The 14,477-nt window shown below is 38.9% G+C and carries 13 protein-coding genes; 6 read left to right on the forward strand and 7 right to left on the reverse strand.

The window, feature by feature from the left end:
* On the forward strand, positions 1 to 220 hold a 220-nt coding region (locus tag VB733_RS13960), incomplete at its 5' end, for a hypothetical protein (protein WP_323340665.1).
* Positions 221 to 334: 114 nt separating this feature from the next.
* On the forward strand, positions 335 to 910 hold the full coding sequence (locus tag VB733_RS13965; RefSeq protein WP_323340666.1) for a sigma-70 family RNA polymerase sigma factor: 576 nt from the start codon (positions 335 to 337) through the stop codon (positions 908 to 910).
* A 363-nt stretch (positions 911 to 1,273) separates the two neighbouring features.
* Here VB733_RS13965 and VB733_RS13970 read toward each other — a convergent pair whose 3' ends face one another.
* Entirely contained in the window at positions 1,274 to 2,377 is a 1,104-nt protein-coding gene (locus VB733_RS13970) for a M28 family peptidase (protein WP_323340667.1), read from the reverse strand.
* 194 nt (positions 2,378 to 2,571) lie between these two features.
* On the opposite strand from VB733_RS13970, the gene VB733_RS13975 reads away from it, so the two are divergent.
* Both VB733_RS13975 and VB733_RS13980 read left to right on the forward strand, forming a co-directional pair.
* A complete protein-coding gene (locus VB733_RS13975; protein WP_323340668.1) occupies positions 2,572 to 3,744 on the forward strand; it encodes a sulfite exporter TauE/SafE family protein in 1,173 nt (390 codons plus the stop codon).
* Positions 3,745 to 3,814: 70 nt separating this feature from the next.
* Positions 3,815 to 4,411 (forward strand): hypothetical protein, encoded by a 597-nt coding sequence (locus VB733_RS13980; RefSeq protein WP_323340669.1) that lies wholly within the window; start codon positions 3,815 to 3,817, stop codon positions 4,409 to 4,411.
* 312 nt (positions 4,412 to 4,723) lie between these two features.
* Here the strand turns inward: VB733_RS13980 and galE are convergent, their stop codons facing one another.
* A complete protein-coding gene (gene galE, locus VB733_RS13985; RefSeq protein ID WP_323340670.1) occupies positions 4,724 to 5,722 on the reverse strand; it encodes a UDP-glucose 4-epimerase GalE in 999 nt (332 codons plus the stop codon).
* Between the two features lie 251 nt (positions 5,723 to 5,973).
* On the opposite strand from galE, the gene VB733_RS13990 reads away from it, so the two are divergent.
* Positions 5,974 to 6,600, forward strand: coding sequence for a hypothetical protein (locus VB733_RS13990; protein ID WP_323340671.1), 627 nt, complete (start codon positions 5,974 to 5,976; stop codon positions 6,598 to 6,600).
* Positions 6,601 to 6,990: 390 nt separating this feature from the next.
* Positions 6,991 to 8,742, forward strand: coding sequence for an ABC transporter ATP-binding protein (locus tag VB733_RS13995; RefSeq protein ID WP_323340672.1), 1,752 nt, complete (start codon positions 6,991 to 6,993; stop codon positions 8,740 to 8,742).
* Here the strand turns inward: VB733_RS13995 and VB733_RS14000 are convergent.
* The 5 genes from VB733_RS14000 to VB733_RS14020 form a co-directional block, all read right to left on the reverse strand.
* On the reverse strand, positions 8,734 to 9,579 hold the full coding sequence (locus VB733_RS14000) for a hypothetical protein (RefSeq protein WP_323340673.1): 846 nt from the start codon (positions 9,577 to 9,579) through the stop codon (positions 8,734 to 8,736). The two genes, VB733_RS13995 and VB733_RS14000, sit on opposite strands and share 9 nt — an antisense overlap.
* A gap of 265 nt (positions 9,580 to 9,844) precedes the next feature.
* Positions 9,845 to 10,192, reverse strand: a complete 348-nt coding sequence (locus tag VB733_RS14005; protein WP_323340674.1) for a hypothetical protein — start codon at positions 10,190 to 10,192, stop codon at positions 9,845 to 9,847.
* 560 nt (positions 10,193 to 10,752) lie between these two features.
* The gene (locus VB733_RS14010) at positions 10,753 to 11,778 is read right to left on the reverse strand and encodes an SAM-dependent methyltransferase (protein WP_323340675.1); all 1,026 of its coding nucleotides are present in this window, start codon (positions 11,776 to 11,778) and stop codon (positions 10,753 to 10,755) included.
* 229 nt (positions 11,779 to 12,007) lie between these two features.
* The gene (locus tag VB733_RS14015; protein ID WP_323340676.1) at positions 12,008 to 13,369 is read right to left on the reverse strand and encodes a tetratricopeptide repeat protein; all 1,362 of its coding nucleotides are present in this window, start codon (positions 13,367 to 13,369) and stop codon (positions 12,008 to 12,010) included.
* Positions 13,370 to 13,739: 370 nt separating this feature from the next.
* A complete protein-coding gene (locus VB733_RS14020; RefSeq protein ID WP_323340677.1) occupies positions 13,740 to 14,441 on the reverse strand; it encodes a LuxR C-terminal-related transcriptional regulator in 702 nt (233 codons plus the stop codon).
* Positions 14,442 to 14,477: the final 36 nt, after the last annotated feature.

Genomic DNA, 14,477 nt, shown 5'->3' on the forward strand with positions numbered 1-14,477 from the left:
AATTGTGAATTGGTATTATCCCTTAGGTGATTTGCGAAAAGGCAATTACCCATCTTGTTGCTGTAGTGGGCAAGATGCCCACACTACAACAATTTTCGGTACATTATTTCCTGGAAATCTCCTTAACAAAGTTCCTGGTTTGTGGTACTGGGGTGCAAAAGATTATCTGCTTCACAAAAACCAATGTCACATTAGCAAGCGGGAAAACATAAACTTATAACACGGATGACGAAAACGCTTCTCAAATAAACAAACTTGCATATATAAACCCAGACAAAAGGCTATTTTGACATCCTGCAATTAACTGCAACTAACTGCAACCGGAACTGAAAATATGACACCAGCAGAGTCAGCCACAGCCCAATCACTCGAACAGCAGTTTACAGAGTTAAACGATAACAACAAACTGATAGTTCTACGTCATTTTTATCGCTTGCGCTTGCGACAGTATAGATTACTCGGAAAATACGAACCAGATGATATTCTCAATGAGGCAATATCACGTTTAGATAAAGCAGTTAAATTGGGTAAGATAATTTATAATGTATTGCCTTGGTTACGTCAAACGGGATTAAATATTATTAATGAGTGGAGTCGAGAGCATCATAAATACCGACTAATAGATAGTCCCAAATTAGATTTAGAATCGATTTTATCCAGTGAAGAGAATCATTATGAGCATGATGATTGTGAACTCTATATGCAATTATATCAAGCACTACAACTTTTGGATATAGATGACAGAAGACTCGTGATATTACGTTTTTACAAGCAGTTGTCATGGCAAGATATTGTTAAGAGGTTAGCAGAAAAAAATATTCACCTCTCAGAAACGACACTGCGTAAAAGGGGTTCACGAGCATTAGCGACATTGCGAAAAATTTTTCAGGAGCAAATTCTACGATATTAGGATGTTGTTGATAACAGATAAATTGGTATCTGAGCGAACTAGTAAATTCTATATGCGTAGACTGATAGATAATTTTTGAGAACGAGTAATAATTGGGTTGGGAATATAGCGAAAAATTTGAGGTCTATTGGGAAAATTGTGGTACTGTGTAAATACCATTTTTTGCATGTCTCCCAACATTTACAACCTGAAAAATTATCGAATTTAATAGTGAATATTCATATTTTGAAATTATCTCAACTGAGAAGTAGAAAATCACTGAAAATTAATCATAAAATTCAAAAAAATAATCCAATAATTCAAATAATTCACACTAATTATAAGGTGAGATTGGGAATATTCTTCTAAGTTTCAATTTAATACTCAAGAAGGTGAAGATGTAGTTGAGATAGGAGTAGTTAAACTAGTCTGACTTTCTAATAGTTTTTCAGTTGCATTCACAATAATTTGAGCTACACCTGTAAAAAAAGCCTTGTCTATATTTGTCAGTTTGTCGCCAGGTTGATGATAGTGAGGGTTGCGTAAATTAGCTGTATCGGTAATGAGAACTGCACCTATTCCTTGATACCAAAAAGGCGCATGATCACTACGAAGTGTATCGGGAGTAAATATTCCCTTCAGTGGTATGGGTACAGTTAAAACCGTAGGTAAATTTGTTGTTTGAGTAGCTTTGGAATTAGAGTTTTGCCAGTGAGAATTTGGAAATGAATTGATTTGAAATGAACTTAAAAGAGGTAAATGCTCAGTGTCTCCAATTACCGCAATAAAATCACCTTTATTACTAGGAGGTTGAATGGGTAAACCGGTTGGGTAATTCTGACATCCAGGATTGTGACAAGTAAAACCCAGCATATCTAGAATAATAACCCCACGTAAATCCTTGAGGTGGGATTTTTGAGCCACAAAAGCTCGACTTCCCAATAATCCTGTTTCTTCTTGATCAAATAAAGCCAGTTTAAGAGTGCGGGGAGTAGTTCGCGAGCCGAACAGCTTCGCTATTTCCAGTACAACAGCCACACCAGTACCATTATCATCTGCACCAGGCGATCGCACAACGGTGTCATAATGCGCTCCAATGAGAATGGCTCCAGCTTTTTTGTCACTTCCCAAACGTTCGGCAACAATATTAATCCCCCCAGGAAAGGATTCTTGCTGGGGCTGAAAGCCATATTTTTTGAGTTCGCTAGTAATATAATTGCGGGAACGGAGACGTTCAGTATTGGTGTAGCGCTGAAAATTTAGCTTTTGAATATGAGCTAATAAACGTTCACGGGAAACCTGGGGAGTAGTTACAGGAACTGCTAATTTTTGTGGTGTCGAAGAACTAGAAGCACTCGAAGAATTGCTAGGATTGTTGACTCTAATTGTCTCAGTCGCAGGTTGTAAAGGCTGTTCAAAAAAACTCTTGCCACCAACAATACATAAGGCTACCAAGATAAATAAAAATAACCAAAGCAATTTTTTCATATCACCTGCTTTTGACTTCATCCCCGAACTTTTTTCATAACTTTTACACATTGTCTTTTGACAGAAGTAAAGAAATCACTTAAAGTTCCCATTAGTATTCATGCTGGTATTTCCCAATACTTCCCAAAATTCATGATCTAATAATTTCTATTCCCCACTCAGCACCCATAACTCATTACCTATGACTCTCAATAATGCTTGATTTTTGGTTGATTGCAACACTGGGATTTTTAGGAAGCTTTGGACACTGTATTGGTATGTGTGGTCCTTTGACTGCGGCTTTTTCCCTATCAGGAAATAAACAAAATTGGCAACAACAATTGCAGTTTCATTTATTGCTAAATTTTGGCAGACTACTTAGTTATACTCTAGTTGGTGCTGCGATTGGGGCAATCGGTTCTGTCTTAGTGGCTAGTGGGCAAATTGCTGGTGTAGGTAGTGAATTACGCCGTTGGATGGCAATTATTACGGGTTTGTTGTTAATTTGGTTTGGTTTACGACAAATTAATCCTGAGTTATTACCTCGTGTACCATTTTTACATCCTTTTTTACAAGGTAGTTTGCATAATCGCCTCAATGCCAGGATGATTAAGTGGTCGTTTAAATCTACATGGTGGACACCGGCGTTACTGGGGGTGACATGGGGCTTCATGCCTTGTGGGTTTTTATATGTAGCTCAAATCAAAGCTGCGGAAACTGGTAATTTATTCCAGGGCGGGTTGACAGTGCTGGCATTTGGTTTGGGAACCTTACCAATGATGTTGGGGGTAGGAGTTTCGACTTCGTTTTTGAGTCAAGATAAACGCAGTCAGTTGTTTCGTTTGGGTGGCTGGGTGACGCTGGTAATTGGGGCTATTTCCCTGTTGCGAACTGGCGACACAATGGTTGATTATACAGGTCATGGAGCATTATTCTGTTTAATTTTAGCTTTGATTGCTCGTCCGATTAGTGACTTTTATGCTGCACCTTTACGTTATCGTCGGGCTTTGGGTGTAGGTGCTTATGTACTAGCGATCGCTCATACTCTGCATATGATGGAACATTCATTACAATGGAATTTACAGGCATTTTGGTTTTTGCCGTTAGAGTTTCAATGGGGAATAGTTGCTGGTGGGGTGGCGTTGCTATTGATGACTCCGGCGACGCTGACTAGTTTTGATTCGCTCCAAAAAAAATTAGGTCAATCTTGGCGAAGAATTCATTTATTAACGATTCCGGCTTTAATTTTGACTGCTATTCATGCGGTTGTGATTGGTTCCCATTATTTGGGCGCACTGCAAACCACTTGGTGGAATCAATTTGCTGCGGGTTTATTGGGGATAGTAGTGATGGGGGTTTTGTTGTTGCGATCGCGAAATCCCCAATAATCAGCAATTATATTTCCTAGATGAGATGCAAATTATTAATTCCCGCAATCCCGCAATATTAAATAATACAATGAAAAATATTTTTTACCCTTTACTATTTTCATTAATTCTGACTTCCCCTGCATTTGCCCACAAAGTCCAAGTCGCTGACGATGTTGGAGCAACACTGCATATTGAACCTAATGATAATCCCCGTGCTGGTGAAGTTGCAGAAGTTTGGTTTGCTCTGACTCGTAAAGGCGGAAAAGTAATTCCGCTTGGGGAATGCAATTGCCAACTTGCTGTGTATGCTCAACCCCATAAACCTGGAGCAACAGCATTATTACAACCGAGTTTAAAAGCTATTGCGGCGGAAAAGTATCGAGGTATTCCGGGTGCAGATATTATTTTTCCTCAGCCTGGCGCTTATTTGTTGCAGCTAAATGGGAAACCTGGCAAAGATGGGGATTTTAAACCTTTTGAATTGAAGTTTGCTGTCACTGTGGCGGCGGGAAGTTCTCAAGTCAATTCCGGTGCAGTTAAAAGCCCTAGTCCGGGATTGGCAGTGCAATCTGCAAATGTCAAAAGTGATAATTCACGCTTTTCACCCACTATTCTAGTTGTTGCTTTGATATTAGCGATCGCTACAATTTTGGTGATCAGTTTTAGGTGGAGAAAGCGAAATTAATTTGGGGGAAAGGAGGGAAATAATGGGGAAATTGATTCTTTTGATGTTATAATAATTTTAAAGTTGAAATTTATTATAATCGGGCATAAACTAAATTTTTAAAATAAGCTACATCCCATTATATTAAAAACTAAGTTAATTATCCAACACAATCCGGCAATTTCTTCAAATAACCGAAAAATTTTTACAAAAAAATACAATAACAGCTTCAACAAAGAAGTTCAGAATTCAGGAACAGAAAGTAATCATTTATCTGGACAAAAGCTTTTCAGATATCTTAGATAAATCCTGAATTCTGAATCCTGAATCCTGTTATTTATGTCTTTTTTGATGCCAAGACCAAGCGTGAGTAAGTATATTTTCGAGGTCAGGATATTGAGGTTCCCAACCTAAAATTTGTCGAGCTTTATCGCCGCTACCAATCAATGCAGGCGGGTCTCCGAGACGGCGATCGCCTTCAATAACTTTGATTTCTTTGCCAGTAACTTTTTTAGCTGTATCAATTACTTCTCTTACGGAGAAACCATTACCATTACCCAAATTAAACACAGCACTATCGCCACCTTTTAACAAATATTCCAATCCTAAAACGTGGGCATCCGCCAAATCGCTAACGTGAATATAGTCGCGAATGCAAGTACCATCAGGAGTAGGGTAATCAGTACCAAAAACCGCAACCGATTCACGCTTACCCAAAGCAGTTTGCAAAACCAAGGGAATGAGATGAGTCTCCGGGTTGTGGTCTTCACCTAAATTACCATTTGGGTCAGCACCTGCGGCATTAAAATAACGAAAACGTACCGATTTTAAACCATAAGCAACATCAAAATCAGAGAGAATCCGCTCAACCATTAACTTAGTGGCACCGTAGGGATTAATCGGATTTTGGGGATGATCTTCCGGAATAGGAACTTGAGTGGGAACACCATAAGTTGCACAAGTTGACGAAAATACAAAATTTTTAATTGATGCAGCTTCCATCGCCTCCAGCAAAGTCAGCGTACCAATGACATTATTACGGTAATATTTTGCCGGGTCACTTACCGACTCACCTACGTATGCATATGCCGAAAAATGCATCACCGCAGCAAACTGTCTGCTGGTAAAAAGCTGATCAAGTAAGGCACGGTCATTAGTGTCACCCACTACTAACTCCACCTGTAAAACCTGCTCAACCAAGTCACGGTGTCCGTACACCAAGTTATCAAGTATTACCACCTCATAACCCGCTTTTTGCAAAGCAAGTACCGTATGGGAACCAATGTATCCAGCTCCCCCTGTAACAAGAATGGTAGGCTTTCCAGACGACATAGTTTTTCCTTTAATGTTGACGACACTGTAATTAATCTAATTTACCTAATGAAAAATACCGAATGAGAAAATTACAAAATACGGGCGAAGTTATAAAATATGCTCTAAAATCACTACGATGGTAGTCTTTGTGTGTGGGTGTGAGGAGTATTTGCAGTCATGTATAAGTCCTATTACAATTTGACGGTAATATAAATCAACTGCCCAAAACCTATTGGCTGACCGCAATAGCAGATTTGAGAGAGAATCTTATGTTTGTAATGTTAAGCCGGGTACTACTGTGGCTGCTTCTCGGTACTATCATTTTTTCCTTGTTCCAGAAGTTCTATCCTTCTGGAAGTTTTGTCGGGAGACTGATTTTAGCAGTTCTATTAATTGTTCTGGTACTGTCATTCTTTAATCCTGGTGGTTCAGCAACAGTCGTTTCTCCAATCTGGCAAGTGGTATCATTCCCACTCAAGCCATTGGGAGCATCAATTTTATTGATGATTGTTGCTGCACAAAGGATGAAGGGAGGGGGAATTGACAAACCAGGGGGATATTTACTGGGTTGGGCTTTGACAATTTTGTTAATCGCGAGTACCCCAGCATTTGCTTACTTCTTGGTTAATCCTCGTTTAACTGCAATGATTCCAGAAGGACAACCAAAGCAAACTTTAATCGCATTAACATCTCCTGGCGATATTGCTGGTATATCTCTCAGTAGTATTCGCAGCGATGTTCCTACTTTCTTGATGCAGACAACACCTGCGGATATTGCCCGCCGTGGAAGGGTAGCGCTGGAGGATTTTGTTCCGAATGCACAAACTTTGTCGCAAACCACATCCGCTTGGGAAGCTTATCTTAACCAAGTGAACATTTTTCTGCGCGGTCGATAATTTCCATTATCGTCCTCAAATATCCAAATTTAATACCCAATTAGATTTTTACTTACAGCCACGCCTTCGTGGCTTGTTTTGTTTAGCGATCGCATTTAATCTAATCTTGTTGTTTGTAGATATTTTTGTATATATTTTTGTATATATTTTTGTATATATTTTGGTCTTGCTAACTCATAAAAATCAAAATTAAAACCAAAATCAAATCTAATATCAAGTCCGGCTAATCAGTTGTTATTAATTTTTCTTTGCGTCCCCCCGTCTCCAAATCTCCGCGTCGGTTTTATCGTGAGTCAGAGTTGAAACTCCCACAACTATATTATTTATAATCAGTAGAATCGGGACTAAAACTAGTACAAACTCCAAAGGGGAAGTAGCGAAACTGCTGCAATGGCAACATCAAAAAGACTGGCAAAACTGGGTGCTTACCTGCTTCCGCATTGGCGCGAAGCAACTCTAGGAATTATGGCATTGTTAACTGTAAATGGTTTGGGTGTTTACATCCCTCTATTGATACGTTCCGCAGTTGACAAGCTCTCTGGAGGATTTACGATTAACCAAGTGCTAAATTATGTCGTACCAATTGCTTGTTTAACCTCGGCAATGTGGTTAATTCGCATGGCTTCGCGGATTTGGTTATTTGGTGTCGGTCGTCAGGTAGAATTTGACCTGAAGCAAAAAATCTTTGAACATTTGCTGACATTAGAGCCTGCTTATTTTGCAATTAACCGAGCCGGTGATTTAATTAGTCGAGCCACAAGTGATGTTGATAGTATTCGCCGCTTACTCGGATTTGCTGTCTTAAGTTTGGTTAATACCATATTTGCTTACATGCTGACATTACCAGTAATGTTAAGTATTAGCTTGGATTTAACTTTGGCATCCTTGGCAATATATCCTTTTATGTTTTTACTGGTACATCTGTATAGTGATAAGCTGCGTAACGAACAAGCGAAAGTCCAGCAGAAAATTTCAGATATCAGTGAACTCATCCAAGAAGATATCAGCGGTATTTCCTTAATCAAAATTTACGCCCAAGAAGACAATGAACGTCGGGCTTTTGCACAAAAAAATAAAAATTTACTCGCAGCTAATTTACAACTTGCCAAAAGTCGTAATACTCTATTTCCCCTAATTGGGGGTTTAGCTAGCATTAGTTCGCTGATAATTATTTGGTTAGGTGCAAATCGGATTGCAGATGGTAGTCTTACCGTCGGCAACTTTGTCACCCTCTTAATCTACGTCGAAAGATTAGTCTTTCCCACCGCACTATTAGGATTTACAATTACCGCTTACCAACGGGGAGAAGTAAGTATAGATAGGATTGAAGCCATTCTGTCAACCAAACCCCAAATTGTTAACTTACCCGACGCAGTTCATCTCAACCTCCCACAAGTCCAAGGAAAAATCCAAGCCAAGCTTTTCAGCTTTAGCTATCCCGGTAGCCAAACACTAGCCTTAGACGACTTAAGTTTCACCATTGAAGCCGGAGAAAACATTGCGATTGTCGGGGCGATTGGTTCAGGAAAAACAACCCTAGCAAACTCCTTACCGCGACTTTTAGATATTGCCCCAGGACAGATATTTCTCGATGGTGTAGATATTACCAAAATTGCCTTAGAAGACTTGCGAAGTGCGATCGCCTATGTACCCCAGGATAGCTTTTTATTCAGCACCACGATCAAAAATAATATCCGTTATGGTGATCCAATTGCAGAATTTCCAGAAGTAGAAAATGCCGCAAAAATTGCCCAAATCCACCCGGAAATCAGCAATTTTCCTCAGCAATATGAAACCATTGTTGGCGAAAGAGGAATCACCCTTTCGGGAGGACAAAGACAGCGTACAGCCTTAGCCCGTGCCATGCTCATCGATGCCCCAGTCTTAATTTTGGATGATGCCCTTTCCAGTGTCGATAATCAAACTGCTACGGCTATTTTAAATAATCTCTCAGGAGGAACACGGAAAAAGACAGTAATTTTTATCACCCATCAACTCGCCGCCGCCGCCGCAGGCGATCGCATTTTTGTGATGGATAAAGGGCGCATTGTCCAGATTGGTACCCATATGGAACTAGTCCAACAACCGGGGTTATATCGGACACTATGGAGTCAGCATCAGGTGGAGGAATTGTTAAAATAAGTCCCGTTGTTCAACAACAGCAACTAAAGATTGCAAGTCAAATTTGTCATCTTCTCCGCTCAAACAAATACCCGCACTAATTACTGTCAAATCATCTTTAGAAATAGCACTGGTATGATATTCTCCATCACCAGTTATCCATTCTATTACCCAATGGTCTTGGCGATCGCGAAATTCCCGCAATTCACCACCACCCAATTTTAAGGCAGCCCGCAAGCGGTTTTCATCACGTGTTTGTTGATGCAAGGCATCAAATTCTTGAGCTTTTTGGGAAACAAGATGGTAAACAGTTCGCATTTCTGGGGTAATACCTGGGAAATGTAATTGTTTGGGTAAAATTGCCCGTTTGATATTAGCCTTTAATTGTTCTACCACAAATGGATCAGAACGGCGATCGCACTCATCAAACCACCATGTCGCTCCATCAGTTCGAGCAATAATGACATCAAACCGAGTTCCATCGCTAACTAAATTTACTGCCACAGGTTTACAAATACCGTAACGCTGTTTCATATCAGCTTCATTGATGGGATATGCGAGCCAAGTTTGTCCCTGTAATACATGGGCTAGTCGCAATTTCAATGGTTGAAAATGCTGTAAATATTCACCAATCTGGGGTAAGCTGGCTTCCTCAACAACAACTGCTGTTTGTATGTCTACAGGTTGAAATATTCCCCATCCCTGAAAATTAAGCGGTTTGGGTGTGAAGGTGTAAATCATGCCCGACATTCGCGTGCGAACCTTTCCCCCAGCTACACATGGTGCGACAAATTGAGTCTGTGGTAGCTGTTTTTCTTGGTTTGCTAGTTCATTTAATAGTTTGCGAATGTTAGTCATGAAATTCGTAATTAGTTCATGGTTAAGACTGAACAATCCTGGTTTCTGATTCAGTCAGTACGCTCATACTTGACTTTTGACTCCGAGAAGCCGGGTTTCCCCTAAATCCCAGGATTGTTGAGCTTAATTGTCTCTTGATTATTTATTGGTTGTTTCAATCATATACTGGTCATAACTACAATTGTACTACAAATATTTTTTGTAGTACACATATCTGTTGATGTCGCGAATATGTTATTCAGTTAATTTAGAAGATAATGGTGGACTACTTCTTGTTTTTAGAACAGTTTGTAGATTGGTCTTGGACAACATTAGTCACGTTATTAATTTTGATGCGATTGCGATTGCCAATATTTGTAGCGTTGATTGCGGTATTGGTTGCATTTCCTTGAGTTTGGTTGCTGGGAGCTTGACACAACAGCTTTCTTGCTCTTCTTCCTTGTGATTGAATCACGTAGGTTCTGTTGATAATACGAATTCTGTTACCTTTACCAACATTAGTGGCGTTGATATTGGTATTCTCGGTGTTTCCCTGTATTTGTTCGCCTGCAAACGCCGTAGGTGCAATTGCCATTGCCGCCAGTAAACCGAGAATCAAAGATTTCTTGAACATTTTGACATTCCTCGTTAGTTGTATTTTCTTCGACAAGCTAAATCCAGTTGCAGACTATCAAATCTGTATATGTACATAACTACACTCATTATTTTTACTTAACCGGATTTAATTAAAATATTTTAGTTAAATAACTTGAGTGCTGGCAGTACCAAAAAAACCTCTGAAAGTCAATGTTGCCGTGCCATTAACTCAAAGGGAAAATGTTGTGGTTGTAACAACTTGAGCTACAGAATGGGATGGGGTGATTCCAGATGAACTGAGTTCAATTATCTTTATTCTGTTGACATTTGGGCATGTAATGTCATATCCGCTTAAATACTGCTCATGAAGACTGACACAGAAACTTAGAGACGCGGGGACGCGGAGAACTTTGATCGTAAGTGATTAGACGGATATGATGTGAGTTTTGCAGAAGCTAGTATCTTGAGTAGCTTGCACAGTTGTGCGATCGCATAGATATAGCAGTAATAAATACAATATTTATGCACTATAAACTTAGTATTAATACTTAAATAAAGTAAATGTGCAAATGGCTGTAAATTCCCTAGGTTCAGTAATTAATGGGAAGATTTTTCCATCACAATTCGATGTAGTTCAGCCTCTTTCTGTACAAAAAATAACCAGGCAACAGGGAAAAAAGTCATGTAGCGATTATAAATTTCTAGTCCAACCAACTCTAATGCTCTTGCTTGATTTTCAACCAACCGTTCATACCATGCCCTTATAGTTGGCTTATAGTCGTGGATTGAGTCATGAGTAATCCGAAAACCAACACTTTCTGCCGCCTCAATATGATGACGATGAATGACTAACAGAGAACCTGGGAAAAACAGTTGCAATAATATTGCAGAAGCTGGGTAAGGTTCACGCTCGAAGGAAAAAAATTGATGTACTGCTAGCCCTTGTGGAGCGAGAGCATCATATATTTTCTGATATAACTGTTGTAACTCCTTTGGTCTGACATGTTCCAAGGCTCCAATCGAAAGGATGCGATCATAAAGTGCATTCTCAAATGGAGCAGTAATAAAGTTAGTCAGGGAAACATTAAGACCTAATTTTTCCCTAGCATATGTTAGCTGTTCTTTTGATAACGTAAATCCAGTTAACTCACCCCAATGACCTGCATCTTGAAGATATCTCAGCATTGCACCCCAACCACATCCCAAATCCAAAATTTTCTCACTACCACTAATATTCAACAGAGAAAGTAGGTATTTAGCCTTGTTCTCTTGTGCTTCTTCCAAGGTTTCTGTATCGCTGAGAAATTCAGCACAAGTATAAAACCTGTACTTAGTATCTAGGAATAAGCCGTAAAACTCATTTGAGATATCGTAATGAGCTTCAATCCCATTAGCATGATCTTGTGCAAGCATAGAATCCAGATATGCCTTTCGTCTGGAGCTTGGAGGATAAGCTCTCACTAACGACTCAAACCAAGACGATTTTTGATCATTCCAAAACTTCCAGTTTTCTGCCGCTTCTAAAGGAATGGGTGAATGAATTCTGGCATTCGCGATCGCATATAGTGGACCTTGAACGACCATATTTGAGGCAAACTGAAATAATCTGTTGAGATTATTCATTCTGTTTATCCGTGGTTGGGATACTCAACCAGTGTTAAAAGAAATTAATCAACTATTGATCTCACACTAACATGTCTCTGAATGAAGCACTATGGCTGAGATTATTTTGCTTTTAGGGGTATGTTAAATCAACCTTGAGAAAAAGAGCGATCGCCTAAACTCAAGTAAACTCTTTCCATCTTATAACTATTGTTGATGCCGAAGATAATCCTGAATTATCAGGAAAGAACTATTTGCTTGCTGCACATTTTTGTAAATTATTCAATCTGGCTTTTGCTTGTTGCATTTCATTCAATGCACCTAACTCTTTGTATATAATCACAGCTTTCTGATAATCTTGTTTTGCAGCCTGTTTATCACCTAATGAACAATTGACAACGGCACGATTCATATAAGCAACAGGAGATTCAGCAGGCATATTTATCACTTTTGTATAATCCTGAATAGCTGCTTGATAATTTTTGAGGTAAGTCAAGGCATTACCTCGTCCAATATATACATCAATATTGTGAGGTTGAGTTTTCATTACTTGTGTAAAGTCATGCACCGCTCCTTGATAATCACCTTTGTCAAACTTAATCTCTGCTTGGGCAAAAGTTTTATTAGCGGCATGATTTGCAGCAATTCTCACAAAAATTGCTATTGATGCAGCACTAGCCATTATCAGAGCGATCGCACTAATTTTCACAGCACAATTATATCCGATTGCAAAAATGTTTCTAATATCTTTTGTTGTTTTTTTGGAAATCACTGATTGTTCAATTTTAATAATATCTTCATTCTTTAATCCTAAATATTGTTGAATTAGCTGTAAATTTCTACGGTCTTCATTTGCTAATCTCTTTTTATTTTTCAAGAAATGAATTAATTCTTGTTTATATTGTTGTAACTTATAGCTATATTCTTGCTTGGCTTGAGTAATAATTTCTTGTTCAATTAATTGAGAGTCAGCATCTTTGATTGCTAAATATTTTTTGATATCGTTTAAATTATTGACTGCTTGACTACTTAGTGGAAATTCTTGTTGAATAGTAGAGGAAACACTAGACTTATACTCTTGCAATCGTTCCTGATATGTTCTGATTTCTTCAACTACTGCTTCTATGCCGCGAAATATATCTTTAAAGGCAGCATCATGACTTTGCCAACTTTGAACGGGCATCCCATTTTTTGGTAGAGGGGTAAAGTTGCCTAATAAATTTTGCCAACCTTGAATCCGATCTAAAAGTATGGGGATGGCGACAATTTCCCCAAGTTCATGTTTTTCTTTTAATTTAATTATTTCGCTATTCCAATCAACTTGATTTTGAATTAAAGTTAAAAAATCGCCACTAACCAACAGCACAATAATATCGGCAGTATGCAATTGATGAAAATTTTCGTAGGGCGCAAAATTGCTGAGATTTTTGCCATTTTCAGAAGCTAGTGATTTTTTGTGTTGTTCAGGTTTTGGATGCTGATACCAATAAACAACTACATTTTTGTTTTGCAGTGTTTCTAATTGCTTTGCTAAAAGTTGCTTTAATTGCTCATCTTGATGGGAAGGAGAATAAGCAACAAAAATCTTAATAGTTTTAAGCGATTCTGGCATTAGGAACATAGTAAGACAATAACCCTGGTTGTTAAGGTAATATTTGATTTGATGCAGTGCCAATAAACTGAGAGTCTTTTTCAAGGAATCTTGATGTGCTTTCACCCACCTTCTGATAATAAAAAGTGATAGAAATATTGCAGCAAGAACATCCACACTACAGTTTTGCCGTTCCTATTTCATGATTTAATACTTATTCTCTAAGCATACTTCAGATAAATTTCTTACTTTGACAATTACCAAAAATTACTGTTGAATGCAATATATTTAGTAGCTATTAATACACGAAAATATCAAAAATTTAGAATTATAGGCGTATTTCTTGTTAAAACTTTAATATATAATGCTCAACCTCGTCCATATCTTTGCGTCAGTTGAATCCAACTTTTGAGGACAAAATCTCTTGTAATTTTGCCACCATTTCTGCTCTTGCTGATACTTCCAACTTCCGAAACATCCGTTTCAATGCCTGTTTAACAGAATTTTGGGTAATCCAAAGTTTTTCGCCAATTTCACTATTTGTTAACCCTTGCGCCACCAATTCCGCAATTTCTAATTCGCGGGGAGTTAACCGACTTGCCAAAGCCGAATTATTTAATGTGACTTTTGATTTTGCCCGTAATGATGCCAACTTTGCTGACAGATGTAAACACAAAGCACTCAAATCAGCCAAATCGTTAGCTGTAAAAGCCGGATTACCAGTAGCGCGGGCTAAATTTAACGTACCAACGAGACAACCATCAGCCACAATTGGACCACTCATCACATGGGCATGGTCATCTCTTGTACAGAAATCCTTCCAATCCCCCCCCGGTAAGATTAATTGTTCATGGGCGGGTGCGTGCCGCTCAACGACGTACTTACCAACAGGATTACCCCGCAAGCAAACCTCTGGGATATCGGCAAAACCTTGAGCATTTACCCTAACTTGCGGTTGCTCATCAAAAAGGTAAATCCCCCAGCGTTGTACGTCAAAATGTTCGCCAACCGTTTCCATGATGGCGATTTGCAATTCTCGTTCGGTTGTGGAAGATGCGATCGCACCTAAAACTTTTTGCAGGGAATTTGCCATATGTGTACCCAGTTGGGGTCTAGGCTAGGTGAGTCA

This window comes from Calothrix sp. UHCC 0171 (assembly GCF_034931845.1).
Lineage (GTDB): Bacteria > Cyanobacteriota > Cyanobacteriia > Cyanobacteriales > Nostocaceae > Brunnivagina.

What these genes read in the sequence shown, in the direction of transcription:
- VB733_RS13965 (WP_323340666.1), top strand. Translation starts at nt 335, where the DNA reads ATGACACCAGCAGAGTCAGCCACAGCCCAATCACTCGAACAGCAGTTT.
- VB733_RS13970 (WP_323340667.1), bottom strand. Translation starts at nt 2,377, where the DNA reads ATGAAAAAATTGCTTTGGTTATTTTTATTTATCTTGGTAGCCTTATGT.
- VB733_RS13975 (WP_323340668.1), top strand. Translation starts at nt 2,572, where the DNA reads ATGCTTGATTTTTGGTTGATTGCAACACTGGGATTTTTAGGAAGCTTT.
- VB733_RS13980 (WP_323340669.1), top strand. Translation starts at nt 3,815, where the DNA reads ATGAAAAATATTTTTTACCCTTTACTATTTTCATTAATTCTGACTTCC.
- galE (WP_323340670.1), bottom strand. Translation starts at nt 5,722, where the DNA reads ATGTCGTCTGGAAAGCCTACCATTCTTGTTACAGGGGGAGCTGGATAC.
- VB733_RS13990 (WP_323340671.1), top strand. Translation starts at nt 5,974, where the DNA reads ATGTTTGTAATGTTAAGCCGGGTACTACTGTGGCTGCTTCTCGGTACT.
- VB733_RS13995 (WP_323340672.1), top strand. Translation starts at nt 6,991, where the DNA reads ATGGCAACATCAAAAAGACTGGCAAAACTGGGTGCTTACCTGCTTCCG.
- VB733_RS14000 (WP_323340673.1), bottom strand. Translation starts at nt 9,579, where the DNA reads ATGACTAACATTCGCAAACTATTAAATGAACTAGCAAACCAAGAAAAA.
- VB733_RS14005 (WP_323340674.1), bottom strand. Translation starts at nt 10,192, where the DNA reads ATGTTCAAGAAATCTTTGATTCTCGGTTTACTGGCGGCAATGGCAATT.
- VB733_RS14010 (WP_323340675.1), bottom strand. Translation starts at nt 11,778, where the DNA reads ATGAATAATCTCAACAGATTATTTCAGTTTGCCTCAAATATGGTCGTT.
- VB733_RS14015 (WP_323340676.1), bottom strand. Translation starts at nt 13,369, where the DNA reads ATGCCAGAATCGCTTAAAACTATTAAGATTTTTGTTGCTTATTCTCCT.
- VB733_RS14020 (WP_323340677.1), bottom strand. Translation starts at nt 14,441, where the DNA reads ATGGCAAATTCCCTGCAAAAAGTTTTAGGTGCGATCGCATCTTCCACA.